We start from the raw sequence: 26,989 nt of genomic DNA, 5'->3' as shown, positions 1-26,989 counted from the left end.
TGCCCGTGGGCCGGCCGCGGGCCCCCGCGCGGGGTCAGCGCGAGTACATGACCCCGGACCGCGGCCGGCACTCCGCCGCGGGCCCCCGCCGCGGGGTCAGCGCAGCAGCGCCGTTACCGTCGCCACCGTGTCCGCGTCCGTCGCGGGTTTGTCCTCGCGGTAGCGCACCACGCGGGCGAAGCGGAGGGTGACGCCTGCCGGGTAGCGGGTGGAGCGCTGGACGCCGTCGAAGGCGATCTCCACGACCAGTTCGGGGCGGACGGTGACGCCCCAGGGCTCCTCCGTGGCGGTCAGCTCGCGCAGGCGCTCGGTCTGCCAGCTGAGCAGGGCGTCGGTCAGGCCCTTGAACGTCTTGCCCAGCATGGCGAAGGAGCCGTCGGCCTGCCGTGCGCCCAGGTGGAGGTTGGACAGGGTTCCGGTGCGCCGGCCGTGGCCCCATTCGGCGCCGAGGACCACCAGGTCCAGGGTGTGCACCGGCTTCACCTTCAGCCAGGAGGTGCCGCGGCGCCCCGCGCTGTAGACCGCGTCGAGGGCCTTGACGACCACGCCCTCCTGGCCCCGTTCGAGCGCGTCCGCGGCGAAGGCCGTCGCGGCCGCGCGGTCCTCCGGACCGGCGGGGTCCGCCACCACCAGCCGGCGCACGCGCTGCGCTTCGGGGACCAGCCGGTCGAGCAGCGCGCGCCGCTCGGCGGCCGGGGCGGTGAGCAGGTCCTCGCCGTCGGCGTACAGCACGTCGAAGAAGACCGGGGAGAGCGGCACCGTCGTCCGGGCGCCCGCCACGTCGAGCGTGGAGCCGGTCCGCCCGGACGTCTCCTGAAACGGCCGTGGCCGGCCCTGCTCGTCGAAGGCCAGAAGTTCCCCGTCCAGCACCACCTGACGGACCGGCAGCGCGCGGACCAGCGCGGTCACTTCGGGAGTCCGGTCACTGATCTCGGCGAGCGTACGGGTGAAGACGCGTACGGTGTCACCGTCGCGGTGCACCTGGATACGGATGCCGTCGAGCTTCTCCTCCAGGGCGCACGGCCCCGTCCTGCCGAGGGCCTCGTCGACGTCCTTGGCCGTGTGAGCCAGCATCGGCAGCACCGGACGCCCCACCGTGAGACGGAACCCGGCGAGAGCGGCCGGGCCTTCGGAGAGCAGAACCTCCGCGACGGCGGCCGTCGAACCGCTCAGCATGACCGCCTGCCGGACATCCGAGACAGGCGCGCCGGCCGCCGCGGCGAGGCCCTCCAGGGCCACGGCGTCGAGGGCGCCCTGGCGTAACTCGCCGCCGATCAGCCGGAAGAGGAACAGCTGCTCCTCCTCGGTGGCCGCGCCCATCAGCTCGTCGAGGAGCCGCTTCCGCTCGCCCTGCGCGCCCTTGCCGGACACGGCGGCGATCCGGGTGAGCGTCGCGTCGACCTCTCTCACCCCGAGCCGCGGCTCGGCGGCGGGCGGCCGTCGTTCCTTGAGGGTGTTCCAGCCGACGCCGATCCTGCGCTGCGGCAGCCGCCCGGCCAGATACGTGATCACGACCGGGGCGTCCGCGGGGTCGGTCGCCCGGAACAGATCGGCCAGCAGGGCGATCTTCTCCGTGCGCGCGGAGGCGGCGCCGATGTCCCGCGACGTCCGTGCGATGTCGGCGAGTCTCATGCGGAATGCCCTCTCAGTCGATGCTGCCTTGCTTGCGCAGTCTGCTCACCCACGCCTGTGCGGTGTGCCGCGGCACACCGAACCGCTTGGCGACGGCTCCGACGCTTTTGCCGAGTTCCTCGTAGGCCGCCACGACCACCTCGGTCTCGGGCATCTTCCGGTAGGGCCGCGGACGGTCCTCGCCGGACGCCGCCGGGGAGACAGGGGCGAGGGAGACCGGGGCGGCCGGGGCCGGCTCCGCCCGCAGGGCGGTCGAGCCGGGGCTGATGGCACGGACCAGCAGGTCGAAGTCGACCGTGGGAAGCGCGCGGTTGTGCAGTCCCGCACCACCCGCGGCACGCACGGTGAGCTCGACGATGCGCGGCCCGTCCGTGGTGTCGACCCGCACGGTGGTCTGCGGTCCGGTGAGATCCGGCTCCCCGTCACTGCCGGTCGGAGTGATAACAATGACGTATTCGCTCATTCTGCGCCTCCTCGAGAGATCGTCAGTCTACTCTCGATGGAGACTGTGGTGGGTCCGGCTGGACGCCTCGGACCCACCACGCTGTCGTCAGTGCGCGCCTCCGCGCAGCCGGGGAGCGTCCACGAGCACCGCCACCAGGACCGCCGCCGCGGCGATCAGCGCACCGGCCGTCACCGCCGCCGTACGGGCGTCGAGCGCCAGCATGAGGGGGACGCCCACGGCTCCGCCGAGCTGGGTGGTGATGTTCACCATCCCGCCCGCCGTCGCCATGTCCCGGGGCTCGGTCCGCTGGGCGAGGGTGCCGTTCGCCGAGATCATGATCCAGGTGATGCCGAAACCCATCAGCAGGACCGAGGGCAGCACTCCGGCGGCGTACGAGGTGCCGGTTGCGGCGACGGCGAGCCAGGCGGTGCCCGCCGCGACGAGCGCGGTTCCGGAGGACAGCAGTGCCTTCGGGGTGAGCGTACGCAGCAGAAGAGGTGCGCCGAACACGGAGTTCGCCACGACCACCGCGGCCAGCGGCAGGATCGCCAGGCCCGCGCCGGTGGGGGTCCAGCCCGCGCCTTCCTGGAGCGTGTAGCTGATCACCGTGAAACCGCCGAAGGTGCCGATGTTGGCGGTGAACACGGCCAGGAAGACCCCGGCCCTGGTGCGGTCCTTCAGCACCCGGAGGGGGAGCAGCGGACCCGTGGTGCGATGCTCGGCCGGGGTGTCGGCGGGAATGGCGTACAGGGCGACGGCGACCGCGAACGCGGCGAGCGGCGCGAGCCCGTACATGCACCACCGCCAGCTCGCGTGCTCGGTCAGCAGGCCGCCGAACAGGACGCCGAGCCCGCCTCCGCCCCCCGCCACCGCGGTGAACACGCCGATGGCGGTGGCTCGTTCGCGCGGGTCGGGGAAGGTCCTGGCCACCAGCGCCATGCTGGCCGGAGCCAGCGCCAGCGCCCCGAACGCGCCCTGGAGGCCGCGCAGGACGAGCAGCTCGCCGGGTCCGTCGGCCGTGCCGGTCAGCAGGGAGGCGGCGCCGAAGCCGACCAGGCCGGTGACGAAGGCGCGGCGCCTGCCCAGGCGTTCCGAGACGCGGCCGGCGGGCAGGAACAGCAGCCCGAAGGCCAGGGTGTAGACGGAGACCACCAACGCCCGCTCGCCGCCGGTCAGTCCGAGATCGCGCTGGACCGAGGGCAGCGCCACCGGCACCAGGTTCATCTCCATCACGACGGTGAGCTGGGCGGCGGCCAGGGCAGCCAGCGCCCACCAGCGCAGCGGAGAGGCGGCGGGGGGCGCCTGCCCCGTGGCAGGGGGAGCGGTGTGGGCGGTGGTCATCGGTCCTCCGCGATCAGCCGGGCGAACGGCAGCCGGGGGGCGACCTCCTCGGCGAACAGGGTGAGCGAGCGCGCCGAGTCCCCATAGGGCAGATGTCCGGAGTGGGTGGTGAGGGTGAGGTCGACGTCCTCGCCGTACCAGCCGGCGATCCGCTCGATCTGGGCGGCGACCTCGGCCGGGGCGCCGGCGAGCACCCGGCCCGCCGCGACCCGGTCGTCGAAGTCGGCGGAGCCGCGGGTCGCGGCGTCGGCGAGTTTCTCGTACCCCGGATAGGCGGAGCTGCGGGTGCCCGCCCAGGACAGCGTGGCCGCGGAGATCTTCTCGCCGTACCGGCCCTCCACGAAGCGGCCCGTGGCGCGGGCGGCGTCGCCGTCCTCGGCCACGTAGCAGGGGTAACTGAGCTCGATCCGGCCGGTGTCCGGCTCCAGGCCGGCGTCCACCCGGCCCTTGCGGTAGGCGGCGATCAGCTCCTGCACCCGCTCGGTGGGGGAGACCGCGGCGATGATCTGCAGACCCCGGCCCGCACGTCCGGCCGCGGTGCAGGAGTCGACGCTGGTGGTCACGGCGGAGAACACCGGCGGATGCGGCCGCTGGGCCGGGCGGGGTAGCAGGGTGACCGGCCCGAAGCGGTGGAAGCTGCCGTCGAGGACGACGTCCTCCTCCGTCCACAGGCGTACGCACGCCTCCACGCCCTCCTCGAACCGCTCGCGGCTCTCGTCCATCGGGACGCCGAACGCGGCGAACTCGTCGGGCAGGAAGCCGCGGCCGAAGCCGACGTCGAGCCGGCCGTGGGAGATGTTGTCCAGCATGGCCAACTGGCCCGCCAGCTTGATCGGGTGCGCGAAGGCCGGGATCACGGCGCCGGTGCCCAGCCGGATACGGGTGGTCACCGCGGCCGCCGCGGCGAGGAACGTGGTGGGGGAGGGGCTGTAGCCGCCGTAGTCGAAGAAGTGGTGTTCCACCACCTTCAGCTGGAAGTAGCCGAGTTCCTCGGCGAGCCGGACCAGGCGCAGCCCCTCGTCGTAGTACTCGACCGGGTTCTTCTCCGCGGGGCCTGCCGTCGGGAAGTACAGGATGCCGAACCTCATACCGCTCCTCGTTCCGTCCGCCGGTGTGGTGTCTTCGGTGTCTTCCCGAGACTGCCAAGCCTCCCTGGACGGGATGTCGACACCGGAGCGCGGCATGCTGGGGACTCGATAGAGACTCTCATGACTTTAGTGTTGTGTATGCAGAGTTTCGGTGTAGTCTCTTGGTGTGTTCTCGCGACTGGAGGACCGCCGGAGGACCGACCCGAGGCTCGGAGGAGTGCACTGATGGAACAGCCCGGAAACAGCCGCCGTTCGGTGGTGATCACCGGTGGGGGCACCGGCATCGGCCGAGCCGCCGCACACGCCTTCGCCGACGAGGGCAACGACGTGCTGATCGTCGGCAGGGACGAGACGGCCCTGAAGGAGGCAGCACTCGACCGGCCCGCGATCCGCCACCTGGCGCTCGACATCACCGCGCCGGGCGCCCCCGAGGAGATCGTGCGCACCGCCGTCACCGCACTCGGCGGCATCGACGTCCTCGTCAACAACGCCGCCGTGGTCAAACGGCAGCCGCTGGAGGACATCGACCGGCGGATCGCCGAGGAGCAGATCGCCACCAATCTGCTGGCCCCGCTGCTGCTCACCCAGGCCGCACTGCCCGAACTGCGCGCCGCCGGCGGCGTCGTCGTCAACGTCAGCGCCTCCGCGGCCGTCCGCGGCTGGGCGGGCAGCTCGGTGTACGGCGCGACCAAGGCCGGTCTGGACTTCCTCACCCGCACCTGGGCCGTCGAGCAGGCCCCGCACGGAGTCCGGGTCGTCTCGGTCTCCCCCGGCCCCGTGGAGACCGGCATCGCCCGCGCCTCCGGACTGGACGAGGAGCAGATCGCCCGGCTGCGCGCGGCCCAGAAGGCCGGTGTGCCGATGGGGCGCATCGGCCAACCCGAGGAGATCGCCTGGTGGATCGTCACCATGGCCCGCCCGGAGGGGGCTTTCGCGACCGGCGTGGTGCTGCCGGTCGACGGCGGGGCCGCGACCAAGCTCTGACCGGCCCCCCACCGGCCCCCCACCGGCCCCCCACCGGCCCCCCACCGGCCCCCGACCGGCCTCGGCTCTGACCGGCCCCGACCGGTCCTCGGTTCTGTCCGACCCTTACCGGCCGTGCCGGCACCGACCAGCTCCGACTCAGTTCTGAGGAGAGACGCATGACACTCACCGCACCGCGGCTCGACGGTCGCGTGGCCGTCGTCACCGGCGCCGGCCGCGGCCTCGGGCGGCGCATCGCCGAGGCGTTCACGGCCCAGGGCTGCCGGGTGGTGGCCTCCTCCCGCACCGTCGACCAGCTCAAGGACTGGGTGGAGGCCCACCCCGGCCGGGCCGCGGCCGTGGCCGCCGACGTCCGCGACCCCGAGGCGGTGGACGCCCTCATGCGCGCCGCCCATGAGCGCTTCAACGGCCTGGACATCGTGGTGGCCAACGCCGGGGTCAGCAGACCCGGTCCGGCGGCGGCGCTCGAACCCGCGGACTGGGACGTCGTGATGGACACCAACCTCGGCGGAGTCGTCAACTGCACCCGCGCGGCCGTCCCCCACCTGGAGCGCTCGCCCGCCGGCCGGATCATCAACCTGTCGTCGGTGCTCGCCTCCCGGCCCGTCAAGGGCGGAGCCGCCTATTGCGCGTCCAAGGCAGCGGTGGAGGCGTACACCAAGGTCTGCGCCCTGGAACTGGCCGCCAAGGGCATCACCGTCAACTGCCTCGCCCCCGGCTTCATCGACGACGGCATGGGCCGCGAACTGCGCGCCAACGAAGCGGTGTGGGCGCATTTCCGGACCAAGCTCGCCGCCGGACGGATGGGCACGGGTGACGAGGTCGCCCGGGCCGCGGTCTTCCTCGCCGGCGGCGACAGCAGCTACGTCAACGGGCACGTTCTCGAAGTCAACGGAGGCGTGTCGTGGTAGCCCGCCCCCGCCGTGCGGCCCCGCCGGCCGCGCCGCCCCCGCCCGTCCCCGCAGTCCCGCCCGTCCGCCACGGCGTACGCCGCCGCCCCGTCCGTCAGGAGACCCCCCGATGAAGGCGCTGATCACCACCGGCGAGGGCCCGTTCGGCCTGCGGCACGAGGAGTCCCCGGAGCCGGTACCGGCACCCGGTGAGGCGCTCGTCCGCGTCCGGGCCGTCTCCGTCAACCGCGGCGAGCTCGCGCTCGCCGGCGTCTCCCCGGCCGGCACGCGGTTGGGCTGGGACGTCGCCGGCACGGTCGTCGAGGCCGCCGCCGACGGCTCCGGCCCGCCGCCCGGCACCCGGGTCGTCGGTCTCGCCGACGGCGGCGGCTGGGCGGAACGGGCCGCACTGCGGGTGTCCCGGCTGGCCGAGATCCCCGCCGCCGTCACCGACGAACAGGCCGCCGCCCTGCCCGTGGCCGCGCTCACCGCCTGGTACGGGCTGCGCAAGGCGGGCCCGCTCCTCGGCCGCACCGTCCTGGTGACGGGTGCGGGCGGCGGGGTCGGCCGGATGGCGGTGCAGCTGGCCGCCGCGGCCGGCGCGCGCGTCGTCGCGTGGACCGGCTCCCCGGAGCGCGGGCGGGGCCTCGCCGACCTCGGTGCGGAGGTCGTCTCCACCTATGAGCAGGCGGAGGGCGGCGGCTGTGACGTGGTGTTCGACAGCGTCGGCGGGGAGGTGCTGACCCGGGCCTTCGTCACCCTCCGGCGCGGTGGGGTCGCCGTCGTGTACGGGAACACCACTCGTTCCGAGCTCGTGCTGCCGCCCGACTGGGGGCGGGCCCGGCCGGGAGTCGCTCTGCACAACGTGTTCCTCTTCGACGAGATCGAACGTCAGGACGCCGCGGCGGACCTGCGCACCCTGCTGGGGCTCTGCGCGGCCGGCCGGCTCGATCCGCAGGTCGCGGTCACGGCCTCCTGGGACGACCCGGCCGAGGCGCTGAAACAGCTGGAGGGCCGGTCCGTCAACGGGAAAGTCGTCCTCCGGCTGAACTGAACCCACGAGTGTGCGGCCCGCCCGTGCGGCGGGCCGCCGAGGAGCTGAAGCCAATGGTTGTGACGGCACACCGTCCCGCCGCCGGCCGCATCTGCACCTGTGGAGCCACGATCTGGCTCACGGGGCTGCCGAGCGCGGGCAAGACGACGATCGCGTACGAGCTGGCCGGCCGGCTGCGCGCGGAGGGCCACCGGGTCGAGGTGCTCGACGGCGACGAGATCCGGGCCTCCCTCTCGGCAGGTCTGGGCTTCAGCCGCGAGGACCGCGACACCCACGTCCGGCGGGTCGGCATGGCCGCCGAGGTCCTCGCGCGCAACGGGGTGAAGGTGCTGGTGCCGGTCATCGCCCCGTACGCCGACAGCCGTGAAGCGGTCCGCAAGCGCCACCAGAGCCAGGGCACGCCGTTCCTGGAGGTGCACGTCGCCACTCCGGTCGAGGTGTGCTCGGCGCGTGACGTGAAGGGGCTGTACGCCAAGCAGGCCGCGGGCGAGATCAGCGGACTGACCGGGGTCGACGATCCGTACGAGGAGCCCGAGACGCCCGACCTGCGGATCGAGTCCCAGAATCAGACCGTGCGGGAGTCCGCGGCGACGCTCCACGCGCTGCTCGTCGAGAGGCGGCTGCTGTGACCGTCGTCGCCGTCACCACTCCCGCCCGCGCGCACGCCGCCGCCGTCCCGGCGCAGGACCCGTACGCGCTGTCCCACCTGGACGCGCTCGAGTCGGAGGCGGTGCACATCTTCCGTGAGGTGGCGGGTGAGTTCGAGCGGCCGGTGATCCTGTTCTCCGGCGGCAAGGACTCCATCGTGATGCTGCATCTGGCGCTGAAGGCGTTCGCGCCGGCGGCGGTGCCGTTCTCGCTGCTGCACGTGGACACCGGGCACAACTTCCCCGAGGTCCTGGAGTACCGCGACCGCACGGTCGCCCGGCACGGGCTGCGGCTGCATGTGGCCTCCGTGCAGGAGTACATCGACGCGGGCAAGCTGCGTGAGCGTCCCGACGGCACCCGCAACCCGCTGCAGACCGTCCCGCTGACCGAGGCGATCCAGGAGCACCGGTTCGACGCGGTGTTCGGCGGCGGGCGGCGTGACGAGGAGAAGGCGCGGGCCAAGGAGCGGGTGTTCAGCCTGCGCGACGAGTTCTCCCAGTGGGATCCGCGCCGCCAGCGCCCGGAGCTGTGGCAGCTCTACAACGGCCGCCACGCGCCGGGTGAGCATGTGCGGGTGTTCCCGCTCTCGAACTGGACCGAGCTGGACGTGTGGCAGTACATCCAGCGCGAGAGGATCGAGCTGCCGCAGATCTACTTCGCGCACGAGCGGGAGGTGTTCAAGCGTTCCGGCATGTGGCTGACCGCGGGCGAGTGGGGCGGCCCGAAGGACACCGAGACGTCCGAGAAGCGGCTGGTCCGCTACCGCACCGTCGGCGACATGTCCTGCACCGGCGCCGTCGACTCCGACGCCACCACACTCGAAGCCGTGATCACCGAGATCGCCGCCTCCCGCCTCACCGAACGGGGCGCCACCCGCGCCGACGACAGGATGTCAGAGGCCGCGATGGAAGACCGCAAGCGCGAAGGGTACTTCTGATGACTGTCGACACACTGCGCCTCGCGACCGCCGGCTCGGTGGACGACGGCAAGTCCACCCTGGTCGGCCGGCTGCTGCACGACTCCAAGTCGGTCCTCACCGACCAACTGGAGGCGGTCGTACGGGCATCGCGCGGGGACACCCCGGATCTGGCGCTGCTCACCGACGGTCTGCGGGCCGAGCGCGAGCAGGGCATCACCATCGACGTGGCCTACCGCTACTTCGCCACGCCCCGCCGCCGGTTCATCCTCGCCGACACCCCCGGGCACGTGCAGTACACCCGCAACATGGTCACCGGCGCGTCCACCGCCGAACTCGCGGTCGTCCTCGTCGACGCCCGCAACGGCGTCGTCGAACAGACCCGCCGGCACGCCGCGGTCGCCGCCCTGCTCCGCGTCCCGCACGTAGTCCTGGCCGTCAACAAGATGGACCTCGTGGGGTACGCGGAGCCCGTCTTCGACGCGATCGCCGAGGAGTTCACCGCGTACGCCGCCTCGCTGGGCGTCCCGGAGATCACGGCGATCCCGGTCTCGGCCCTCGCCGGCGACAACGTGGTGGAACCGTCCGCGAACATGGACTGGTACGGCGGCCCCACCGTCCTGGAGCATCTCGAAAGCGTCCCCGTGGGCACCGATCCCTCCCTCTCCCCGGCCCGACTGCCGGTGCAGTACGTGATCCGGCCGCAGACCGCCGAGCACCCCGACTACCGGGGCTATGCCGGTCAGATCGCCGCCGGGGTGCTGCGCGTGGGGGACACGGTCAGCGTGCTGCCCTCCGGCCGGACGTCGCGGATCACCGGGATCGACCTGCTCGGCCGCGCCGTCGACACCGCGTGGGCGCCCCAGTCCGTCACGGTGCTGCTCGCCGACGACCTCGACGTCTCACGCGGCGACGTGATCGCTCCCGCCGACGCCGCACCGGCCGCCACCCGGGACATCGAGGCCACCGTCTGCCACCTTCACGAACGCCCGCTCAGCCCCGGCGACCGGGTGCTGCTCAAACACGGCACCCGGACCGTCGGGGCGGTGGTCAAGGGCCTGCCGCAGAAGATGGGCCTGACCCGGCGGCTCAGCCGGCACGACCGGCCGGACAGCCTCGGCGTCAACGACATCGGCTCGATGGTGCTGCGCACCTTCGAGCCGCTGCCGCTGGACCCGTACGCCGACTCCCGCCGCACCGGGGCCTTCCTGCTGATCGACCCCGCCGACGGCGCCACGCTCGCCGCCGGCATGGCCGGGGAGCCGCGGGCCGCGCTCAGCCGGTGAGCACCGCGCCGGGCGTGGAGGCCGTCGCGTCCGTCGCGTCCGTCGTGCCGGCGTCACCGTCGCCGGTACGCGGACCGGTGAACTCCGGCATCACCTCCCGCGCGAACAGCCGCATGGTGCGCGCCGACTCCTCGTAGGGCATGTTGCCCGAGATCACCTGAAGGCTGACCGTGCAGTCGCCGTACCACTCCCGGATCTGGCGCACCTGCGCCCGCACCTGCTCGGGCGTGCCGACCAGGGCCTTGCCCTCGTCGACCTGCTTGTCGAAGTTGGCGCTGTTCACCTTGGCCACGATGCGCTGGTACCCGTCGTAGTCCCCGCTGCGGGTGTGGGCCCAGGCGGAGACCGCCTGCACCATCTTGGCGTTGGTGTAGGCCGAGTAGCCGCGGCCGCGGTCCCGGGCGGTGGCCGCGTCCTCGTGCAGATAGCTGCTGTAGCTGAGGTGGACCTCGCCGGCGGCCGGGTCGTGGCCGGCCTCCGCGCGGGACCGCCAGTACAGGTCGATCATCTCGCGGGTGCGCTCGGGCTTGTTGATCGACGGCACCAGCATCAGGCCGCGTCCCGCCCTGCCCGCGGCCTCGCAGGACTCCGGGGTGATCGAGGCGGCGACCAGCACCTTCGGATACGGGCGCTGGGCCGGGCGCGGCAGGAGGGTGACCGGGCCGAAGCGGTGGAAGCGGCCGCTGAAGACCACGTCCTCGTTCGCCCAGAGGCGCTCGCACGCCTCGACGCCCTCCTCGAAGCGCTCACGGCTCTCGTCCATCGGTATCTCGAAGGCGGCGAACTCGTCGGGCAGGAAGCCGCGGGCGAAGCCCACGTCGAGCCGGCCGTGCGAGAGGTTGTCCAGCATCGCGAGCTGCCCCGCCAGTTTCACCGGGTGGGTGAAGGCGGGGATCACCGCGCCGGTGATCAGCCGGATGCGCCGGGTGCGGGCGGCCGCGGCGGCGAGGAAGGTCACCGGGTCGGGGCTGTAACCGCCGTAGTCGAAGAAGTAGTGCTCGACCGTCTTCACATGGTGGAAGTCCAGTTCCTCGGCGAGAACGGCCAGGCGCAGCGCGTCGTCGAAGTGGTCGACCGCGCTCTTGTCGGCGGGCCCGGTGGTGGGGAAGAGGTTGATTCCGAACTTCATGGCTTCTCCGGGGCCTAGGGGGTGGTGACGAGTCGGTGCACGGACGGGGTGTCGTACGTCCGGCGGTAGTACGTCAGGGGCGCGGCGTCCGGTACGTGACTGCCGTGCTCGATGCTGCCGACGAGGACCCAGTGGTCGCCCACCAGATCGGCGGTGCGCAGCCGGCACTCGGCGACCGCCACGGTGTCCTGGTCGAGGACCGGGGCGCCGCAGGCGTGCGGTGACGGGGTCCAGGCCGTACCGGTGAACTTGCGCTCGGCGGAGGAGGCGAACCGGTCGGCGAGCGCGCCGCGGCCCGCGGCGAGGAAGTTGACCGCGAAGCCCTTCGAGTCGCGGATGGCGGGCAGGGTGTGGGATCCGCTGTCGGCGCACACGAGCAGCAGGGGAGGGTTCTTCGACACCGCGGTCACCGCGGTGCAGGTGAACCCCCTCGGGCCGTCCGCGCCCGCCGTGGTGATGACGGCGACGGAACTGGAGAGTGCTCCGAAGATTCTCCGGAACTGCTCGGGTTCGACAGGCATGGACGCTCGCCCCCAGAGATGTGGCCTGAGATCTGGACAAGGACTGGACGCGATCAGCGTGTCAGGGGCGTCTGGAGCGCAGGTCGAGTCGGGGTGGCCGCGGTCAGGAGGCGCCGGTGATCCGGTCCAGCGCCCGCCGTAGTTGTGCCTTGGCGTTGGCGTGCAGGACGAGGGGGACGCCGTGCGGCAGCACCCGCGCGGCCAGCACGATCCGCTCCACCCGGCTGGTGACGAGCGCGAAGCGGAAGCCGGCCAGGATCTCGTAGTAGGCGAGCGGGGCGAGGGGGCGGCCGATGAGTTCCCCGTAGCGCCGCACGGTCTCCTCGTGCCCGGGCAGTCCCGGGAGCCGTTCGGCGCCGATGCCTTCGCTCAGGAACCGGTCCATCCACAGGAACCATCCGAGGTCGGTCTCCGGCGGTCCGAGCCCCGTCATCTCCCAGTCGAGCAGCGCCGCGGGCCGCAGGTCGTCCCCGTAGACGATGTTGCCGAGCCGTGCGTCGCCCCACAGCAGTCCCGGCGGACCGGGTTCGGCGGGCAGGTGCGCGCGCAGCCACGACAGCGCCGACGCGAGCACCGGGTCACCGGCGCAGCCGAAGAACTCCATGTGCCGTGCGTAGTGCTCGAGTTGTTGCGCGGTCCCGGGCGGGCCGCCGTCCGGCGGCGCCACGAAACCGAGACCGAGGCGGCGGGCGTCGACCCGGTGCACCTCGCTCATCGCATCGAGGGACGCCCACCACAGGCGGGCGCGGTCCTCGGCCGGCAGCTCGGTGATCCAGCCCTGCCGGTGGTACGAGGGGAAGTCCGGCGGTACCCGGCCGGGAATCAGGTCCATGACGAAGAACGGGCCGCCGAGCAGGTGCGCGGAGCGTTCGCAGTGGTGGACGGCCGGGACCGGGACGCCGGTGTCCCGGCCGAGGACGCGCAGCAGCTCGTACTGTTCGGCGATCCGCGGCTCCGGGTAGACGCGGGTGTCCCACGGGGCCGCCCTGACCACGAACCTCCGCTCGGCGCCGTCCGGTTCCTCGGCCGTCACGAACAGGGTCAGGCCGACGAAGCCGGTGGCCGTGGGCCGCTCGGCGCCGGTGATCCGCAGACCGGTGAAGGGGGGCGTCCCGGCCAGCGCCTCCACGTACGCGGAACCGGCGGTGGTGTGCTGGGCCGGGGCGGTCATCGCCGTACCGCTTCCAGACCCTGAGCGGCCCCGGGGCCGTCGAGCAGGTCGAGCGAGAGGGCCGCGTCACGGGCGGTCTCCACGCTGAGCGCCGGGTTGGCGGCGAGCATCGCCGTCTGCAGATGGCGCAGCCGGGCCGAGGGCTCGAGGCCCAGCTCGTCGTTGAGCTTCTCGCGGAGCGTGTGATAGACGTCCAGCGCCTGTGCCACGCGCCCCGACCGGTACAGGGCCAGCATGTACTGGGCGTGCAGGTTCTCGTGTGTCGGGTTGTCGGCCGTCAGCGAGCGCAGCTCGCCGAGCAGTCCGTGATGCAGACCGAGGCGCAACTCGGCCTCGACGCAGCGCTCGAACGTGGTCAGCCTGGTCTCCTCCAGGCCCGCGATCCGCGCCTCCAGGCGCGGTCCGGCCGGCACGTCGACCAGCGTCGGCCCGCGCCACACCGCGAGTGCGGCGCGCAGCGCGGCGGCCAGCCGCTGGTCGTCGCCGGACGCCTGGGCGGCACGGGCGTCGCTCATGTGCCGCTCGTAGTGGTGCAGATCGAGGCTGCCCGGCTCGACGCTGATCAGGTAGCCCTGGTGTCTGGTGACGAGGATCTGCTTCGGCTGTTCGGGCGTCGTGACCGAGGGGCAGCCGGCGAGCGCGCGGCGGATGTGCAGCACATAGGTGTGCAGGGTCTGCACCGCACTGCGCGGCGCCTGCGTCCCCCACAGCTCCTCGATGCATACGGAGGCCGGTACGGGTGTGTTCGCGTTGAGCAGCAGCAGTGCAAGAAGCTGACGCGTCTTCGGTGCGGACGGAAGATGCGAAATTCCACCGTCATTCATGACGACAGGGCCGAGAACTCCGAATTCCACGAGGTCTCCTCAGGGAGTTGTTGTCCGGTGCATCCCAGAACGACCGCGACGCTAGCAATCCGCTCGTACGGATGTCCACGGTCGAACTGGCGCTCCGGGCCCCGCGGTTGGCGTCCCGGCACGTACCGGTCGGCCGGATTTCCCGGGGAATCGGTGAAAGCCCAGGTGAGGAACGATGGAGGCGTACTCGTGCATAGGGAGTGACGAGATCTGTTCCATGCGTTCTCAACAGGCCTTCCAGTGGCTGCTCCTAATGTTTTCAGGGTCGGACACCCTCCGGATGGGAGTAACTTCAGTGGTTGTATTCATGAACCGCCTCACGATGATCGGCGAGCCCTCGGAGTTCGAAAGGATCTATGCGGAGATCGGGAAAATAATGAGCGCCCGCCCGGGCCTCATCCGATTCCGTCTGGTGCGCTCCACCAAGGAGGCGGACGTCTACTTCAACATCGCGGAATGGGAGTCCGAGGAGGCGTTCCAGGACGCCCTCAAGACGCCCGAGTTCCGCGCCCAGTTCGAGCAGCTGCTGCCGATCATCAAGGGTGACCCGCATGTGTGCGAGGTCGTTCAGGAGGGTCTGCCGGCAGTCCATGCCTGACCTCGGCCTGGAGCGGGTCGCCGACGGCGTGCACGCGTGGGTCCAGCCCGATGGCGGCTGGTGCCTGAACAACGCGGGTGTCGTCGTCGGCGACCGTTCCGTCCTCCTCGTCGACACGGCGGCCACCCGGGCCCGGGCGCAACGGCTGCGCGACAGTGTGCGCGGCCTGACCCCGCTGCCCGTACGGACCGTCGTCAACACCCACCACCACGGCGACCACACCCACGGGAACCTCGTGTTCTCGGAGGGTGCGGTCGTCGTCTCGCATGAGCGGACCCGCGCCGAGATGGCGGAGCGCGGGCTCGCTCTGACCCATGTGTGGCCCGACGTGGACTGGGGCGACCTCAGTGTCGTCCTGCCGGACCTCACCTACACGAAGTCCCTGTCCGTGCACCTCGGCGGCGGCCGGACCGCCGAGCTGCTGCACCCGGGCGTCGCCCACACCACCAACGACACCGCGGTGTGGCTGCCCGACGCCGGCGTGCTGTTCGCCGGCGACCTGCTGATGTCGGACTGCACCCCGTTCGCCCTGATGGGCTCCGTACGGGGCCTGGTGCGGGCCGTCGGCCGGCTGCGCTCACTGGGGGCCCGCAGGATCGTCTGCGGCCACGGACCGGTGTGCGGGCCGGAGGTGTTCGAGCTGACCGAGGCGTATCTCGCCCGGGTCCTCGACCTCGCCGCGTACTGCGTACGACGCGGCACGGACCCGCTGGCCGCCGCCCGTGACGCGGGCTACGGCGAGTTCGCGGAGCTGCACGACCCCGAGCGCCTGGTGGCGAATCTGCACCGGGCGTGCGCCGAGCTGGAGGGCGCTCCCGAAGGGGCGTACCTTCCCTCGGCCCCGGTGTTCCACGAGATGGTGACGCTCAACGGCGGACGCCCCCTGACCTGCCTCGCCTGAGGCCGGCCGGGGGCGTCGCCCTGGGCGGCCGCCGCCGGAGTGCCGCTACCGGAGCGTTGCCGCCGTACCGCCGTACGTCACACCGCGTGTCTCACACCGTCCGGCCGTGTCCGTCGTGCTCGACCAGGCGGTGGCGTATCCGCAGCCGGCCGTCCTCGCCGCGTACCAGCAGGTCCTCGCCGGGGGCGCTCAGATGCGGCCGCGGGTCGCCGCCGTCCGGGATCTCGAACACCAGGGCGTAGAACCGGCAGCGCCAGGTGCCGGGCTCCTCGCCCTCGTCCACGATCAGCATTCCCAGCCAGTGGCGCCGGGTCACCGGGCGGGCCGCGAGCCGGTCCAGACCGACCCGCATCCGCGCCACGATCTCCGCGCGGCCGCGCCAGGGCTCCGGTTTCACGTTCTGCTCGAAGACGCCGTCCTCGGTGAAGGTCTCGGCCCACTCCTCGGCCCGGCCCTCGTCGAGCAGCCGCATCTGCCGGGCGTAGAAGTCCTGGACCTCGGCCTGGATCTCCGGCGGCGCGGGCCGTGCCTGCCCGGCCGTCTCCACGGGCGCGGTCATGACGCCTCCACCAGGGCGGTACGGGACTCCGCGTACGTCTTGGCCAGGCCCAGCGTGGCCAGGCTGTTGGTGCCCAGCGCCTTGCGGACGTACGCCTTGGCGTCGGCGAGCGTGCTGTCCGCGCCGAGCACGTCCGTCACCTTCTCTGGCCTGACCGTCACCGTGTGCCGGGAGGTGGCGACCACACCGCCGCCGGTCTCGGTGAACGTCCACCGGCCGGTGTGCGCGGCCAGCAGCCCGGGCAGGACCAGCTGCTTGTAGACGATGCGGTCCGGGGCGAAGCTCAGCCGGACCGAACGGGTGGTGTGGATCGAGCCGTCCGGCGCCCGGGTGTCCATCTCGAGGATCTGCACCCCGCCCGGCTGCTCGGTGAAGTCGACCCGGGCCACGTGCGGAAGGCGTTCCTGCCAGGCGTCGGCCCGGTCCACGAAGTCGAACAGGTCGGCGGCCGAGCCGGCCACCGTGACCGAGTCCTCGAAGGAGAAGGTCACGGCCTCGCCGTCCGACACGGCGTTCTCCACGACGTCCTTGAGCCGGGCGAGCTCGGCCGTGCTGTTGTTCTCGACGGCCCGCGCGATCCACCGCTGGTGCTCGGGGGAGTCGTCCACCGCGCGGTAGTCGTGGGTGAGACGTACGCGCGTGCCGCCGGCGCCGGACGGCTCGACGAACCAGTCGCCTCCCATCGCCGCCACCGGGTGGGCGCTGAGCTGCTGCCGGAAGCCGACCCGCAGGTTCTGCGGGTCGAGGGTGCGGCGCGAGGTCCAGTCCTTCACCTCGCCGTTGGCCTGCGCCCACAGGTGGATCAGTTCCTCGCTCGTACCGTCGTCGAACGAGGTGCTCTCCAGCACCTCCGCGTGCACGGTGGGGGTGAACGCCGCCGGCCACCGGGTCACATCGGCGATCACCGCGTAGACCTCGGACGGCGGCGCGTCGATCAGGACGGTGTGTTCGGTGTGGTGCTCCACTGCTGCTGACATCTGCTGCTTGTCCTCTCGCCTCTCGACTTCGGTGCGGTCAGTAGTTGCCGAGTCCGCCGCAGACGTTGAGCGCCTGCGCGGTGATGGAGGCCGCGATGTCGCCGGCCAGATAGCGCACCAGACCCGCCACCTCCTCCGGCGTGGAGTAACGGCCCAGCGGGATCTTGGCGTTGAAACGCTCCTGCACGTCGTCGACCGTGGTGTCCCAGGCGGCGGCGTAGCCCTGCCGGACCCGTTCGGCCATCGGCGTCTCGACATAGCCGGGGCACACGGCGTTCACGGTGATCCCGGTCTTCGCCAGCTCCAGGCCCACCGCCTTGGTGAAGCCGACGACCCCGTGCTTCGACGCCGAGTACGGCGCGCCGAGCACCACACCCTGCTTGCCCCCGGTGGAGGCGATGTTGATGATGCGGCCGCGGCCGCTCTCCCGCATCCCGCCGGTGCCGAGCACCTCGCGGGTCGCCCAGAAGACGCTGTTGAGGTTGGTGGCCATGACGTCGAGCCACAGCTCGTCGGCGATGTCGGCCGTGACCCCGCCGCCGCTGCGGCCGGCGTTGTTGACCAGGACCCCGACGGGGCCGTGGCGTTCGGCGGCGGTGCGGACGAAGTCGTGCACCGACGCGGGGTCCCGCACGTCCGCGGCGACGCCGTCGGCGTCGATCCCCTCGTCGAGCAGGGTCTTGACGACGGTGTCGACGTTGCTCTGCGTCCGGGCGCACAGGAACACCCGGTGGCCGTCCTGGCCGAGGCCGCGCGCGACCGCCAGGCCGATGCCGCTGGTGGCACCGGTGACCAGAGCGAGGCGCTGAACCGATTCCGGCATGATGATCCTTCCGTTCGAAGTACGGGCGTCGGTGGCCGGCCGGGTCACGGCCGGAGCAGGATGCGGCCGAGCTGGGCGCGGTCCTCGATGATCCGGTGGGCGGCGGCGGCCTCGGTGAGCGGCAGTTCGGCGTGCACGTGCACCTTCAGCCGGCCTTCGGTGACATGGCCGATCAGCTCCTGCAGACCGGTCCGGATGTCGTCCGGGCAGTGCTGCCACCACTGGTCCAGGCCGCAGCCCACGACGTGCTTCATCGGGATCAGGCGCATCGCGGGGACCTGCGGCAGGGTGCCGCCGGAGGCGCCGTAGAAGACGAGCCGGCCGAACGGCTTGAGCACGTCCAGGCCCGCGAGCAAAATGTCGCCGCCGACGCTGTCGAGGATGACGTCGGCGCCCTCGCCGTCGGTGGCCTTGAGGACCTCGTCGGTCCAGCCGTCCGTGCTGTAGTCGATGACGACATCGGTGCCGTGCTCACGCGCGAACTCGGCCTTCGAGGGCGAACCGACCGTGCCGATCACCCGGCCCGCCCCGTAGTGGCGGACCAGCTGCGTCATCAGATGCCCGATCGCCCCCGCCGCCGCGTGCACGAGCACGGTGTCACCGGGCTGGATGCGGGCCGTCTTCAGCACGCACAGCGCGGTCTGCGCGGGAGAGGCCAGAATGCTGGCCTGCGCCGCGTCGAGTCCGTCCGGCAGCGGGGCCAGGAACGTGGCGTCCGCCAGGACGAAGTCCGCGTACGCGCCGCCCATCACGGGCGCCGCCACCCGGTCGCCGACGGCGACCGTGGTCACCTCGGGGCCCACCTTCTCGACCCGGCCGACGACATCCCCGTTGGGGGTGGCCGGCAGCGGCGGCGGAAACGGCCCGGTGCCCCTGCGGCGCTGCGTCTCGACGAAGTTCACGCCGATCGCCTCGGACTTGATCAGGACCTGCCCGGCGCCGGGGACAGGCACCGGGGCCTCCTCGACGGTGAGCACCTCGGGGTTCCCGTAGCTGTGGTAGCGGATGGACCGCATGCGTAGCCTCCTTGGGTGGTCTGCGAGCCTCACCGGACCGTAGGGCGGCGTACTGGAGGCTCGATCGCCGTCCCGTGGAGCGCTGCGCGGGGGACGCGGCGTGCAGTCTCTCTCCAGCCCGGCTCCATGACCCGGTGCCACCGTCGAAGCACCAACGACGGGTAGCAACGGGAGGAGTACGGATGACTCGACGAGTCGTCATCACGGGGCTGGGGGTCGTCGCTCCAGGCGGAATCGGCACAAAGGCGTACTGGGACGTGCTCGCGAACGGCCGCACCGCCACCCGCGCGATCAGCTCCTTCGACGCCTCCCGGTACCGGTCGCGGATCGCCGCCGAATGCGACTTCCACCCGGAGGAGGCGGGGCTGACCCCGCAGGAGATCCGGCGGATGGACCGCTCCGCCCAGTTCGCGGCCGTCGCCGCCGACGAGGCGGTGGCCGACAGCGGCCTGTTCTTCGCGGACCTGCCGCCGCACCGCACGGGCGTGTCCATCGGCACCGCGGTCGGCTGCACCACCAGCCTGGAGCAGGAGTACGTCGTCGTCAGCGACGGCGGCCGCAAGACCCTCACCGACCACCGCTACGGCGTACCCCACCTCTACGACTACCTGGTGCCCAGCTCGGTCGCCGCCGAGGTCGCCTGGCGGGTCGGCGCGGAGGGACCGGTCAACACCGTGTCCACTGGCTGTACGTCCGGTCTGGACGCGGTCGGCCACGCCGCCGCGCTGATCCGGGAGGGCTCCGCGGACGTCGTGGTCGGCGGCGCCACCGACGCCCCGATCTCACCCATCACCCTGGCCTGCTTCGACGCGATCCGGGCCACCTCACCGCGCAACGACGATCCGGCCCACGCCTCCCGCCCGTTCGACAGGAGCCGTAACGGCTTCGTCCTCGGGGAGGGCGCGGCCGTCTTCGTCTTCGAGGAGCTGGAGCACGCGCTGCGCCGCGGCGCGCACATCCACGCCGAGGTGGCCGGCTTCGCGACCCGCAGCAACGCCTACCACATGACCGGACTGCGCTCCGACGGCGCCGAACTGGCGCAGGCCGTCACCGCCGCACTCGACCAGGCCCGGGTCGACCCCGGGAATCTCGACTACGTCAACGCGCACGGATCAGGAACCAAGCAGAACGACCTGCACGAGACGGCAGCCATCCGGGCGAGCCTCGGCGCGCACGCGCAGACCACACCCGTCAGCTCGATCAAGTCGATGATCGGCCACTCGCTGGGCGCGATCGGTTCCCTGGAGGTGGCCGCCTGCCTGCTGGCGATGCGCCACGGGCTCGTACCGCCCACCGCCAACCTCCACGACCCCGACCCGAGCTGCGACCTCGACCATGTGCCGCTGACCGCGCGGGAGACGCCGGTCCGTTCGGTGCTCAGCACCGGCAGCGGCTTCGGAGGATTCCAGAGCGCCGTGGTCCTCACCGGCAACGGCACCGAGAGAGGAGGACTCGCCCAGTGAGCGGCACCGCGTCCACGACGGTCGTCACCGGCATCGGCGTGGTCGCCCCCAACGGCCTCGGCACCGAGGAGTACTGGGCGGCGACCCTGCGCGGGGAGAGCGGCATCCGCCGCCTCACCCGCTTCGACCCCGCGCAGTACCCCTCCCGGCTGGCCGGCGAGGTCATCGGCTTCGACCCGGCCGCACATCTGCCCGACCGGCTCCTGCCGCAGACCGACCACATGACCCGGCTCGCCCTGACCGCCGCGGACCTGGCGGTCCTCGACGCCGGGGCGGGCCCCGAGGAGCTCCACACCCTCGGCGCGGGCGTGGTCACGGCGAGCGCCTCCGGAGGCTTCGAGTTCGGCCAGCGCGAGCTGGAGAACCTGTGGAGCAAGGGCAACGAGTACGTCAGCGCCTACCAGTCCTTCGCCTGGTTCTACGCCGTCAACACCGGCCAGATCTCCATCCGCAACGGGATGCGCGGCCCGAGCGGCGTTCTCGTCGCCGATCAGGCCGGCGGGCTCGACGCGGTGGCGCACGCCCGCAGGCAACTGCGCGGCGGGGCCTCGCTGATGGTCACCGGCGGGGTGGACTCGGCGCTGTGCCCGTGGGGATGGACCGCGCAGCTGGCGACCGGGCTGCTCAGCACCTCGCAGGACCCGGCCCGCGCCTTCACCCCGTTCGCCGACACCGCGAACGGCTATGTGGCGGGCGAGGGCGGCGCCATCCTCGTCCTCGAACCGGAGGAGCCGGCCCGCGCCAGGGGAGCACGCCCGTACGGCTCGGTCGCCGGGCACGCCGCCACCTTCGACCCGCCTCCCGGCAGCTCCCGCGGCCCCGCTCTGCGGGCGGCGATCCTGGGGGCCCTCGCGGACGCCGGCTGCACACCCGGCGACATCGACGTGGTGTACGCCGACGCGGCCGGCCTTCCCGACAAGGACGCCGCGGAGGCCGCGGCGCTGGGCGAGGTCTTCGGCCCGTACGGCGTCCCGGTCACCGCTCCGAAGACGATGACCGGGCGGCTGTACTCGGGCGGCGGGCCGCTCGACCTGGCCACCGCCCTCCTCGGCTTCCGCGACGGCGTGATCCCGCCGACGGTCAACGTGGCCATGCCCGACCCGGCCCACCGCATCGACCTGGTGACCGGGGAACCGCGCGCCGTGCAGACCCGCACCGCGCTCGTGCTGGCCCGCGGTCACGGCGGCTTCAACTCGGCGATGGTGCTGCGCGCCCCGGCTGATCGACGCACCTCGCACCAGTGAACCTCCCTCCGCACCGGAGGGTCGATTTCGACAATTCACGGAGGAAAAGCCATGGCAGCACAGGAGTTCATCACCCTTCAGGACGTCGTCCGCGCTCTGCGCGCCGCCGCGGGGGCGGGGGACGGCATCGACCTGGACGGGGACATCGCCGACGTCACCTTCAGCGAGCTGGGCTACGACTCGATCGCGGTTCTCGAGACTCTCGGCGCGCTGGAGCGCGAGTTCGGTTTCAGCCTGCCGGACGAGGCCGTACAGGAGGCGCAGACCCCGGGGCAGCTGCTGCGCCTCGCGGTCGAGGCCGCGGGCAGTGTGGCCGGTCTGGCCGCCTGACGGCGGTGAGGGACGGGGCCGGCCCGTACGACGTCACGTCGTACGGGCCGGCCTTCCGCACGCGGCCTCCCGGCCACCGACAGGGGGCTGTACGGACGAAAGCCCGTGGCCCACGGGTCGTCCCCATGAGCCACGGGCCGTGCGGAGCGGGCCTGTCACCAGGTGACCGGCACCTCGGTGAACCCTTCCACGAGCACACCGGTGTTACGGGTCAGCTCCTGCGCCGGGACCGTGAGCCGCAGGTCCGGGAAACGCCGGAGCAGGGTGCCGATCGCCGTCTGGAGTTCCAGCCGGGCCAGGGCGGAGCCGGCGCAGAAGTGCGGCCCGGCGCTGAACGACAGGTGCTTGTTGTCGTCCCGGTCCACCCACAGGGCCTCGGGCTCCTTGAAGACCTCCTCGTCGCGGTTGGCGGACTCCAGGGCGAGGAACACGGCGGACCCCGCCGGGATCGTCGTCCCGCCGACCTCGATGTCGGCGGAGGCGTACCGCACGGCGGCCAGCTGCGAGAAGAGCACCTGGTAGCGCAGCAGCTCCTCCACCGCGGCCGGGACCAGCGAGGGGTCCTGGCGGACCTTCGCCAGCTCCTGCGGGTGTGCGAGCAGCGTGACGACGGCGGCGGACAGGTGGTTGGCGGTGGACTCGTACCCGCCCATCAGCAGCCCCTGCACCCAGTACAGGAGTTCGTACTCGCCGAGCCGGCTCTCGTCCTCGTCCCGTACCGCGATGAGGGAGCTGATCAGGTCGTCGCCGGGCTGCTCGCGCTTGGCGGCGACCAGGCGCTGGATGTAGCCGAACAGTTCACCGCGGTACCGGGCGACCTCCTCCGCGGTGTAGCGGTTGACCGACAGATAGGCGTCGGTCCACAGCCGGAAGTCCTTCTGGTCCTCCGGCGGGACACCGAGCAGCCCGCACAGGGTGCGGATGCCGAGCGGGAACGCCAGCGCCTCCGCAAGATCGGCGGTGGGACCGGCGGCCTCCATCGCGTCGAGCAACTCGTCGACCAGACCCTGCACATGCGGGCGCATCTTCTCGACCCGGGCGGCGCTCAGGGCCTTGGTGACGAGCCGGCGCATCCGCGGGTGCTCGGGCGGGTCCAGGCTCACGTTCGGGTCCTGGAACATCGCGTTGTCCTTGGTGATCCGCGGCAGGTCCTCGCTGGTCCGGTCGCGGTGCAGACGCGGATCGGAGAGCAGGGCGCGGATGTCCTCGTAACGCGTGACGACCCATCCGGGGTCCCCGCTGGGCAGGGTGACCCGGACGGCGGGGCGCTCCCGCAGGCCGCGCAGTTCGATGGGGGCGTCCAGCACCGACGGACGGGTGCCGAACGGATAGCTCGGGGGGTTCTCGTGCATCGGGCAGGTCGTCAAGGCGGCGTCCTCTCCTCATGGTGAAACCACACTCCCCGCAGGCTCGCAGCGGTCGCTGGAGCGGCTCTGGAGCGGCAACGGAACCACACTGGAGACTTTCTAGATTTTGATGAATTACTTGAAGTCTTTCGTGTAGCGTGTTTGGTTAGTTGTCGCCATTGTGTTGTGTCACCAACCCAGGGGTCGACACAGGCCCTTCAGACGATGCGGGGAATCATGGAAAGTGCACCATCCGCAGTCGTTCCGCTCGGCTCCCACACCAGACCGAACCGGGGGAGCATCCTCGGCGACGACGAACTGGCCGTGATCGAAGAACTGTTGCGGTCCGGCAGCCCGCTCTCCGGGGGCGTCTGGCGGGAACGTTTCGAAGAGGCGTTCCGCGCGCACCTCGGCGTCGCGCACGCGCTCTCGGTCACCAGCGGGACCACCGCGCTCCGGCTGGCCCTCCACCTGCTCGACCTGCGCCCCGGCGACGAGGTCATCGCCACTCCGCAGACCTATCTGGCCACCGTCCAGCCGCTGTTGGACTACGGCGTACGGGTCCGCTTCTGCGACGTGGAGCCCGACTCGCTCAACATCGACGCCGAGCGCATCGAAGAGTTGATCACCGAACGGACCCGGGCCGTCGTCATGGTCCACTACGGCGGCCGGGCGGCGGACATGCCGCGCATCATGGCGCTGGCCGAGCGGTACGGACTGACCGTCGTCGAGGACGCGGCACACGCCATCGGCGGGTCGCTGCACGGCCGGCCGCTCGGCTCGTTCGGACACTTCGGAATCTTCAGTTTCCACTCTTCCAAGAACATCACCACGCTGGGCGAGGGCGGCATGCTCGTCGTGCAGGACGACGAGGCCGCCGCCCGGGCGACCGCGCTGCGCGACAACGAGGTCGACGCCGTCTACGTACCCTCCCGGCACACCTTCGCCTCGACCCGGCGTCCGCCCGCCGGGGCCATGTTCCCCGCCGGTTCCTACACCGCCGACTGCCTGATGCTCCGGGGAACGGGCATCAACGGGACGCTCGCGGAGCCGGCCGCCGCGGTGGGGTTCGTCCAGCTCGGGCGGCTGCCCGCGCTGCAGGCCAGGCGCCGGGAGCTGGCCCGGCAGTACACCGAGCGCCTCGCGGACATCCCCGGCCTGTACGTACCGCCGGTGCCGGAGGGCGTGGACCACCCGTACCACCTGTTCACCGCCTTCGTGGACCCCGAACTGATCGACCGGGACGGCCTGCTGAACGCCATGGACGCGGCCGGGGCGCAACTGTCGCTGCGCTACTTCCCCCTGCACCTGATGCCGGAGTGGCGGGCCCACGGCCACCGCGAGGGCGAGTGCCCCGTGGCCGAGCGCCGCTGGTTCCGGGAAATGATCAACATCCCCTGCCAGCCCGGAATCGACGACGACCAGGCCGCCCAGCTGATGGACCAGCTGGAGCGCACCATCAGCCGGTCGTGGCGACGCGGGCGGACCCCTCTCGGGAGGACGGCATGACCGCACCCCGCACCCCGCACCACTCCTACGACCTCGTCGTCGTCGGCGGCGGCGCCGTCGGACTCAGCACCGCCTGGTACGCCGCCGGCCGCGGCGCCTCCGTACTCGTCCTGGAGAGCAGCGACGGGCCGGAGAACACCGGCAGTTCCGCCGGCGCCGAACGCCAGTGGCGCCTCCAGTACACCCAGCGCGATCTCACCGAGCTGACGGTGCGCGCCCTGCCCCTGTGGCGCCGCATCGAGGAGGCCTGCGGCCGGCGGCTGGTGCACCACACCGGCAGCCTGTGGTTCGGCGAGACCAAGGAGGCCACCAACGAGGGCCAGATAGCCGACGCCGCCCAGGTCCTCGACGACGCCGGGCTGCCCTACGAGTGGCTCACCGCGGCCGCCATCGAGGAGCGCTTCGGATTCACCGGACTGCCCGCCCACTACGAAGGCTTTCACCAGCCGGACGGCGGCGTGGTCGACGTCCGCGGCACGCTCTGGTCCCTCGCCCACCTCGCCCGCTCGGCGGGCGCGGAGATCCGGCCCGGCCGGCGCGTCCTCGCCCTGGAGCCGCACCCCGACCGCGTCGAGGTCGTCACCGACGGCGCCCGGATCACCGCCGACAAGGTCGTCGTCACCGCCGGCCCCTGGTCCAACGAACTGACCGAACCGCTCGGCGTCCGCCTCGACATCGAGGTGTACGACATGGCCACCGCGTACTTCCGCCTCCGCGACCGGACCCGTGACCTGCCCACCTGGTTCGCCTTCCAGACCCCGACGGACACCGACTCCAACCTGTTCTACGGATTCGGCGCCAACCCGTGGAGCCCCGGCGAACTGGTGCGTGTCGCCCCGGACTTCGAAAGCGACCCCAGGTCCGCGCCGGCCGCCGCCCGGCCCGGGCCCGACCCGCACCAGCTGCGCCGCACCGCGGAGTTCGTCGCCCGGCACATGCCCATGCTCGACCCGGAGCCCGTACAGCCGGGATCGTGCCTGATCGCCCTGCCCCGCGACCACGGACGGCAGTTCTACCTCGGTGCGCTGCCGCCCGGCGAGGGCCGCGACCGGGTGCTGGTCCACGCGGCCGGCTGGGCCTTCAAGTTCGTCCCCGTCTTCGGCAGCGCGCTCGCCCAGCTCGCCCTCGACGGCAGCACCGAGTACTCCCTGGGGCGCCTGCGCCCATGACCGGCCACCACCCGACACCGCTATCCGAGGAGAAGCCGGTGGGACACCTTCATGTGATCGACGCAGCCGCTGTACGCAAGCTGCTCACCTACGACGACGCGATCCCCGCCATGGAGGACACCATGGTCAGGGCGTCCCGGCGGGAGCTCTACGAGCACCCGCGGGTGACCGTCGAGCCGCCCGGCCACGGGGGCATGGTGCTTCTGATGCCCGCCGTCGGCGGCCCCGCCGAGGAGCCGGTGCTCGGCCTGAAGATGCTCAGCATGTTCCCGCGCGCGGTCGAACGGGGGCTGCCCAGCGTCCAGGGCCTGGTGATCCTGGTCGACGCGGTCCACGGACAGCCGCTCGCCCTGGTGGACGCCGGCGCCCTCACCGAGATCCGCACCGCCGCGGTCACCGCGGTGGCCACCCGCGCCCTGGCCCGTCCCGACGCCCGCGAACTCGCGGTCATCGGCGCCGGAGTGCAGGCGCGCGGCCACCTGGAAGCGCTGTCCCGGACGCGCGACTGGGAGCGGGTGCGCATCTACAGCCGGACGCGCGCCACCGCCGAGAAACTCGCCCGCTGGGCCGAGGGGTTCTACCCACGTGCCGAGGTGTGCGACTCCACCGCGCAGGCCCTGGCCGACTGCGACGTCCTGTGCACCGCCACCTCGGTCGCCGGCGACGAGCCGGTGTTCGACGCCTCGGAGCTGCCCGCCGGGCGCGGCGTCCACATCAACGCGATCGGCGCGTTCGGGCCCGGCTGCCGCGAGCTGCCGACCGCGACGGTCGCCGGCGCACGGCTGATCGTCGACAACCGCGAAGCGGCGCTGCGGGAGGCCGGGGACATCCTGCTGCCCATCGCCGAGGGGGCCCTCACCGCGGACGCCATCGTCGCCGAGATCGGCGAAGTCCTGTCCGGCGCCCGGCCCGGCCGCACCGACGACACCGGGACCACGGTCTTCGAGACGCTCGGCCTGCCCGTCCAGGACTCGGTGGCCGCCGACCTCGTGTACCGGCGGGCCGTCGCCCACGGCATCGGCGAGCGCATCTCCTTCCCCTGACGGCGACCCACGACCCACGACCCACGAACCACGACTCACCCTCCACGACCCA

Annotated in this window: 27 protein-coding genes; 14 read left to right on the top strand and 13 right to left on the bottom strand. The window is 72.2% G+C overall.

The genetic code is table 11. The features are described from left to right. Window positions 1-96: 96 nt before the first annotated feature. The 4 genes from ACFYOP_RS28085 to ACFYOP_RS28070 form a co-directional block, all read right to left on the bottom strand. Window positions 97-1,632, bottom strand: coding sequence for an ATP-dependent DNA ligase (locus tag ACFYOP_RS28085; RefSeq protein WP_356899447.1), 1,536 nt, complete (start codon window positions 1,630-1,632; stop codon window positions 97-99). Window positions 1,633-1,645: 13 nt separating this feature from the next. Further along, window positions 1,646-2,095 (bottom strand): helix-turn-helix domain-containing protein, encoded by a 450-nt coding sequence (locus ACFYOP_RS28080; RefSeq protein ID WP_356899446.1) that lies wholly within the window; start codon window positions 2,093-2,095, stop codon window positions 1,646-1,648. Between the two features lie 87 nt (window positions 2,096-2,182). Further along, entirely contained in the window at window positions 2,183-3,418 is a 1,236-nt protein-coding gene (locus tag ACFYOP_RS28075) for an MFS transporter (protein WP_356899445.1), read from the bottom strand. Continuing rightward, entirely contained in the window at window positions 3,415-4,506 is a 1,092-nt protein-coding gene (locus ACFYOP_RS28070; RefSeq protein WP_356899444.1) for an LLM class flavin-dependent oxidoreductase, read from the bottom strand. Before ACFYOP_RS28070 ends, ACFYOP_RS28075 begins: the two co-directional genes overlap by 4 nt. 225 nt (window positions 4,507-4,731) lie before the next feature. Here ACFYOP_RS28070 and ACFYOP_RS28065 point away from each other — a divergent pair, with 225 nt between their 5' ends. The 6 genes from ACFYOP_RS28065 (at window position 4,732) to ACFYOP_RS28040 (ending at window position 10,284) form a co-directional block, all read left to right on the top strand. Beyond that, on the top strand, window positions 4,732-5,490 hold the full coding sequence (locus ACFYOP_RS28065; RefSeq protein ID WP_356899443.1) for an SDR family oxidoreductase: 759 nt from the start codon (window positions 4,732-4,734) through the stop codon (window positions 5,488-5,490). A gap of 158 nt (window positions 5,491-5,648) precedes the next feature. Continuing rightward, a complete protein-coding gene (locus ACFYOP_RS28060) occupies window positions 5,649-6,401 on the top strand; it encodes an SDR family NAD(P)-dependent oxidoreductase (protein WP_356899441.1) in 753 nt (250 codons plus the stop codon). Between the two features lie 109 nt (window positions 6,402-6,510). Then, window positions 6,511-7,434 (top strand): zinc-binding dehydrogenase, encoded by a 924-nt coding sequence (locus tag ACFYOP_RS28055; RefSeq protein WP_356899440.1) that lies wholly within the window; start codon window positions 6,511-6,513, stop codon window positions 7,432-7,434. A gap of 53 nt (window positions 7,435-7,487) precedes the next feature. Continuing rightward, entirely contained in the window at window positions 7,488-8,063 is a 576-nt protein-coding gene (gene cysC / locus ACFYOP_RS28050) for an adenylyl-sulfate kinase (protein ID WP_356899439.1), read from the top strand. 68 nt (window positions 8,064-8,131) lie between these two features. Beyond that, window positions 8,132-9,019 (top strand): sulfate adenylyltransferase subunit CysD, encoded by an 888-nt coding sequence (cysD, locus tag ACFYOP_RS28045; protein ID WP_388453250.1) that lies wholly within the window; start codon window positions 8,132-8,134, stop codon window positions 9,017-9,019. Further along, on the top strand, window positions 9,019-10,284 hold the full coding sequence (locus ACFYOP_RS28040) for a GTP-binding protein (protein WP_356897701.1): 1,266 nt from the start codon (window positions 9,019-9,021) through the stop codon (window positions 10,282-10,284). The genes cysD and ACFYOP_RS28040 overlap by 1 nt, the downstream gene beginning before the upstream one ends. On the opposite strand, the gene ACFYOP_RS28035 is transcribed toward ACFYOP_RS28040, so the two are convergent. The 4 genes from ACFYOP_RS28035 to ACFYOP_RS28020 all read right to left on the bottom strand — a co-directional run bounded on the left by ACFYOP_RS28035 (window position 10,274) and on the right by ACFYOP_RS28020 (window position 13,929). Next, window positions 10,274-11,413: an LLM class flavin-dependent oxidoreductase gene (locus ACFYOP_RS28035; RefSeq protein WP_356897702.1), complete on the bottom strand. Its 1,140-nt coding sequence runs from the start codon at window positions 11,411-11,413 to the stop codon at window positions 10,274-10,276. The two genes, ACFYOP_RS28040 and ACFYOP_RS28035, sit on opposite strands and share 11 nt — an antisense overlap. Window positions 11,414-11,427: 14 nt before the next feature. Beyond that, window positions 11,428-11,934: a flavin reductase family protein gene (locus tag ACFYOP_RS28030; protein WP_356897703.1), complete on the bottom strand. Its 507-nt coding sequence runs from the start codon at window positions 11,932-11,934 to the stop codon at window positions 11,428-11,430. Window positions 11,935-12,037: 103 nt separating this feature from the next. Next, entirely contained in the window at window positions 12,038-13,105 is a 1,068-nt protein-coding gene (locus ACFYOP_RS28025; protein WP_356897704.1) for a phosphotransferase family protein, read from the bottom strand. Continuing rightward, window positions 13,102-13,929, bottom strand: a complete 828-nt coding sequence (locus tag ACFYOP_RS28020) for an AfsR/SARP family transcriptional regulator (RefSeq protein ID WP_356897705.1) — start codon at window positions 13,927-13,929, stop codon at window positions 13,102-13,104. The genes ACFYOP_RS28025 and ACFYOP_RS28020 overlap by 4 nt, the downstream gene beginning before the upstream one ends. A 337-nt stretch (window positions 13,930-14,266) precedes the next feature. Between ACFYOP_RS28020 and ACFYOP_RS28015 the strand changes: the two genes are divergently transcribed. Continuing rightward, on the top strand, window positions 14,267-14,557 hold the full coding sequence (locus ACFYOP_RS28015; RefSeq protein WP_237529249.1) for an antibiotic biosynthesis monooxygenase: 291 nt from the start codon (window positions 14,267-14,269) through the stop codon (window positions 14,555-14,557). Beyond that, window positions 14,550-15,458 (top strand): MBL fold metallo-hydrolase, encoded by a 909-nt coding sequence (locus ACFYOP_RS28010; RefSeq protein WP_356897706.1) that lies wholly within the window; start codon window positions 14,550-14,552, stop codon window positions 15,456-15,458. Before ACFYOP_RS28015 ends, ACFYOP_RS28010 begins: the two co-directional genes overlap by 8 nt. A gap of 91 nt (window positions 15,459-15,549) precedes the next feature. Here ACFYOP_RS28010 and ACFYOP_RS28005 read toward each other — a convergent pair whose 3' ends face one another. Genes ACFYOP_RS28005 through ACFYOP_RS27990 form a run of 4 tightly spaced genes read right to left on the bottom strand, consistent with a single transcriptional unit; the run spans window position 15,550 to window position 18,833 of the window. Further along, the gene (locus tag ACFYOP_RS28005; RefSeq protein WP_356897707.1) at window positions 15,550-16,017 is read right to left on the bottom strand and encodes a nuclear transport factor 2 family protein; all 468 of its coding nucleotides are present in this window, start codon (window positions 16,015-16,017) and stop codon (window positions 15,550-15,552) included. Then, the gene (locus tag ACFYOP_RS28000) at window positions 16,014-16,994 is read right to left on the bottom strand and encodes an aromatase/cyclase (protein ID WP_356897708.1); all 981 of its coding nucleotides are present in this window, start codon (window positions 16,992-16,994) and stop codon (window positions 16,014-16,016) included. Before ACFYOP_RS28000 ends, ACFYOP_RS28005 begins: the two co-directional genes overlap by 4 nt. 37 nt (window positions 16,995-17,031) lie before the next feature. Next, complete coding sequence (locus tag ACFYOP_RS27995) at window positions 17,032-17,817, bottom strand: SDR family NAD(P)-dependent oxidoreductase (RefSeq protein ID WP_356897709.1); 786 nt, start codon at window positions 17,815-17,817, stop codon at window positions 17,032-17,034. A 44-nt stretch (window positions 17,818-17,861) separates the two neighbouring features. Then, window positions 17,862-18,833 (bottom strand): zinc-binding dehydrogenase, encoded by a 972-nt coding sequence (locus ACFYOP_RS27990; protein WP_356897710.1) that lies wholly within the window; start codon window positions 18,831-18,833, stop codon window positions 17,862-17,864. A gap of 182 nt (window positions 18,834-19,015) precedes the next feature. Between ACFYOP_RS27990 and ACFYOP_RS27985 the strand changes: the two genes are divergently transcribed. The 3 genes from ACFYOP_RS27985 to ACFYOP_RS27975 are packed head-to-tail and all read left to right on the top strand — an operon-like array spanning window position 19,016 to window position 21,870. Beyond that, window positions 19,016-20,296 carry a beta-ketoacyl-[acyl-carrier-protein] synthase family protein gene (locus ACFYOP_RS27985; RefSeq protein ID WP_356897711.1) on the top strand — a complete coding sequence of 427 codons (1,281 nt, stop codon included), beginning with the start codon at window positions 19,016-19,018 and terminating at the stop codon, window positions 20,294-20,296. Then, window positions 20,293-21,540: a ketosynthase chain-length factor gene (locus ACFYOP_RS27980; protein ID WP_356897712.1), complete on the top strand. Its 1,248-nt coding sequence runs from the start codon at window positions 20,293-20,295 to the stop codon at window positions 21,538-21,540. Before ACFYOP_RS27985 ends, ACFYOP_RS27980 begins: the two co-directional genes overlap by 4 nt. A 51-nt stretch (window positions 21,541-21,591) precedes the next feature. Next, window positions 21,592-21,870, top strand: coding sequence for an acyl carrier protein (locus ACFYOP_RS27975; RefSeq protein WP_356897713.1), 279 nt, complete (start codon window positions 21,592-21,594; stop codon window positions 21,868-21,870). 155 nt (window positions 21,871-22,025) lie between these two features. Here the strand turns inward: ACFYOP_RS27975 and ACFYOP_RS27970 are convergent, their stop codons facing one another. Beyond that, the gene (locus ACFYOP_RS27970) at window positions 22,026-23,222 is read right to left on the bottom strand and encodes a cytochrome P450 (RefSeq protein WP_356897714.1); all 1,197 of its coding nucleotides are present in this window, start codon (window positions 23,220-23,222) and stop codon (window positions 22,026-22,028) included. Between the two features lie 231 nt (window positions 23,223-23,453). Here ACFYOP_RS27970 and ACFYOP_RS27965 point away from each other — a divergent pair, with 231 nt between their 5' ends. The 3 genes from ACFYOP_RS27965 to ACFYOP_RS27955 are packed head-to-tail and all read left to right on the top strand — an operon-like array spanning window position 23,454 to window position 26,937. After that, complete coding sequence (locus ACFYOP_RS27965) at window positions 23,454-24,725, top strand: DegT/DnrJ/EryC1/StrS family aminotransferase (RefSeq protein ID WP_356897715.1); 1,272 nt, start codon at window positions 23,454-23,456, stop codon at window positions 24,723-24,725. Next, window positions 24,722-25,894: an FAD-dependent oxidoreductase gene (locus ACFYOP_RS27960; protein WP_356897716.1), complete on the top strand. Its 1,173-nt coding sequence runs from the start codon at window positions 24,722-24,724 to the stop codon at window positions 25,892-25,894. Before ACFYOP_RS27965 ends, ACFYOP_RS27960 begins: the two co-directional genes overlap by 4 nt. 38 nt (window positions 25,895-25,932) lie before the next feature. Next, window positions 25,933-26,937, top strand: coding sequence for an ornithine cyclodeaminase family protein (locus ACFYOP_RS27955; RefSeq protein WP_356897717.1), 1,005 nt, complete (start codon window positions 25,933-25,935; stop codon window positions 26,935-26,937). Window positions 26,938-26,989: the final 52 nt, after the last annotated feature.

This window comes from Streptomyces sp. NPDC006294 (genome assembly GCF_042870895.1).
GTDB lineage: Bacteria > Actinomycetota > Actinomycetes > Streptomycetales > Streptomycetaceae > Streptomyces.
The sequence above is the reverse complement of the archived record's forward strand: the minus strand, read 5'-3'. Positions and strand labels throughout refer to the sequence as shown.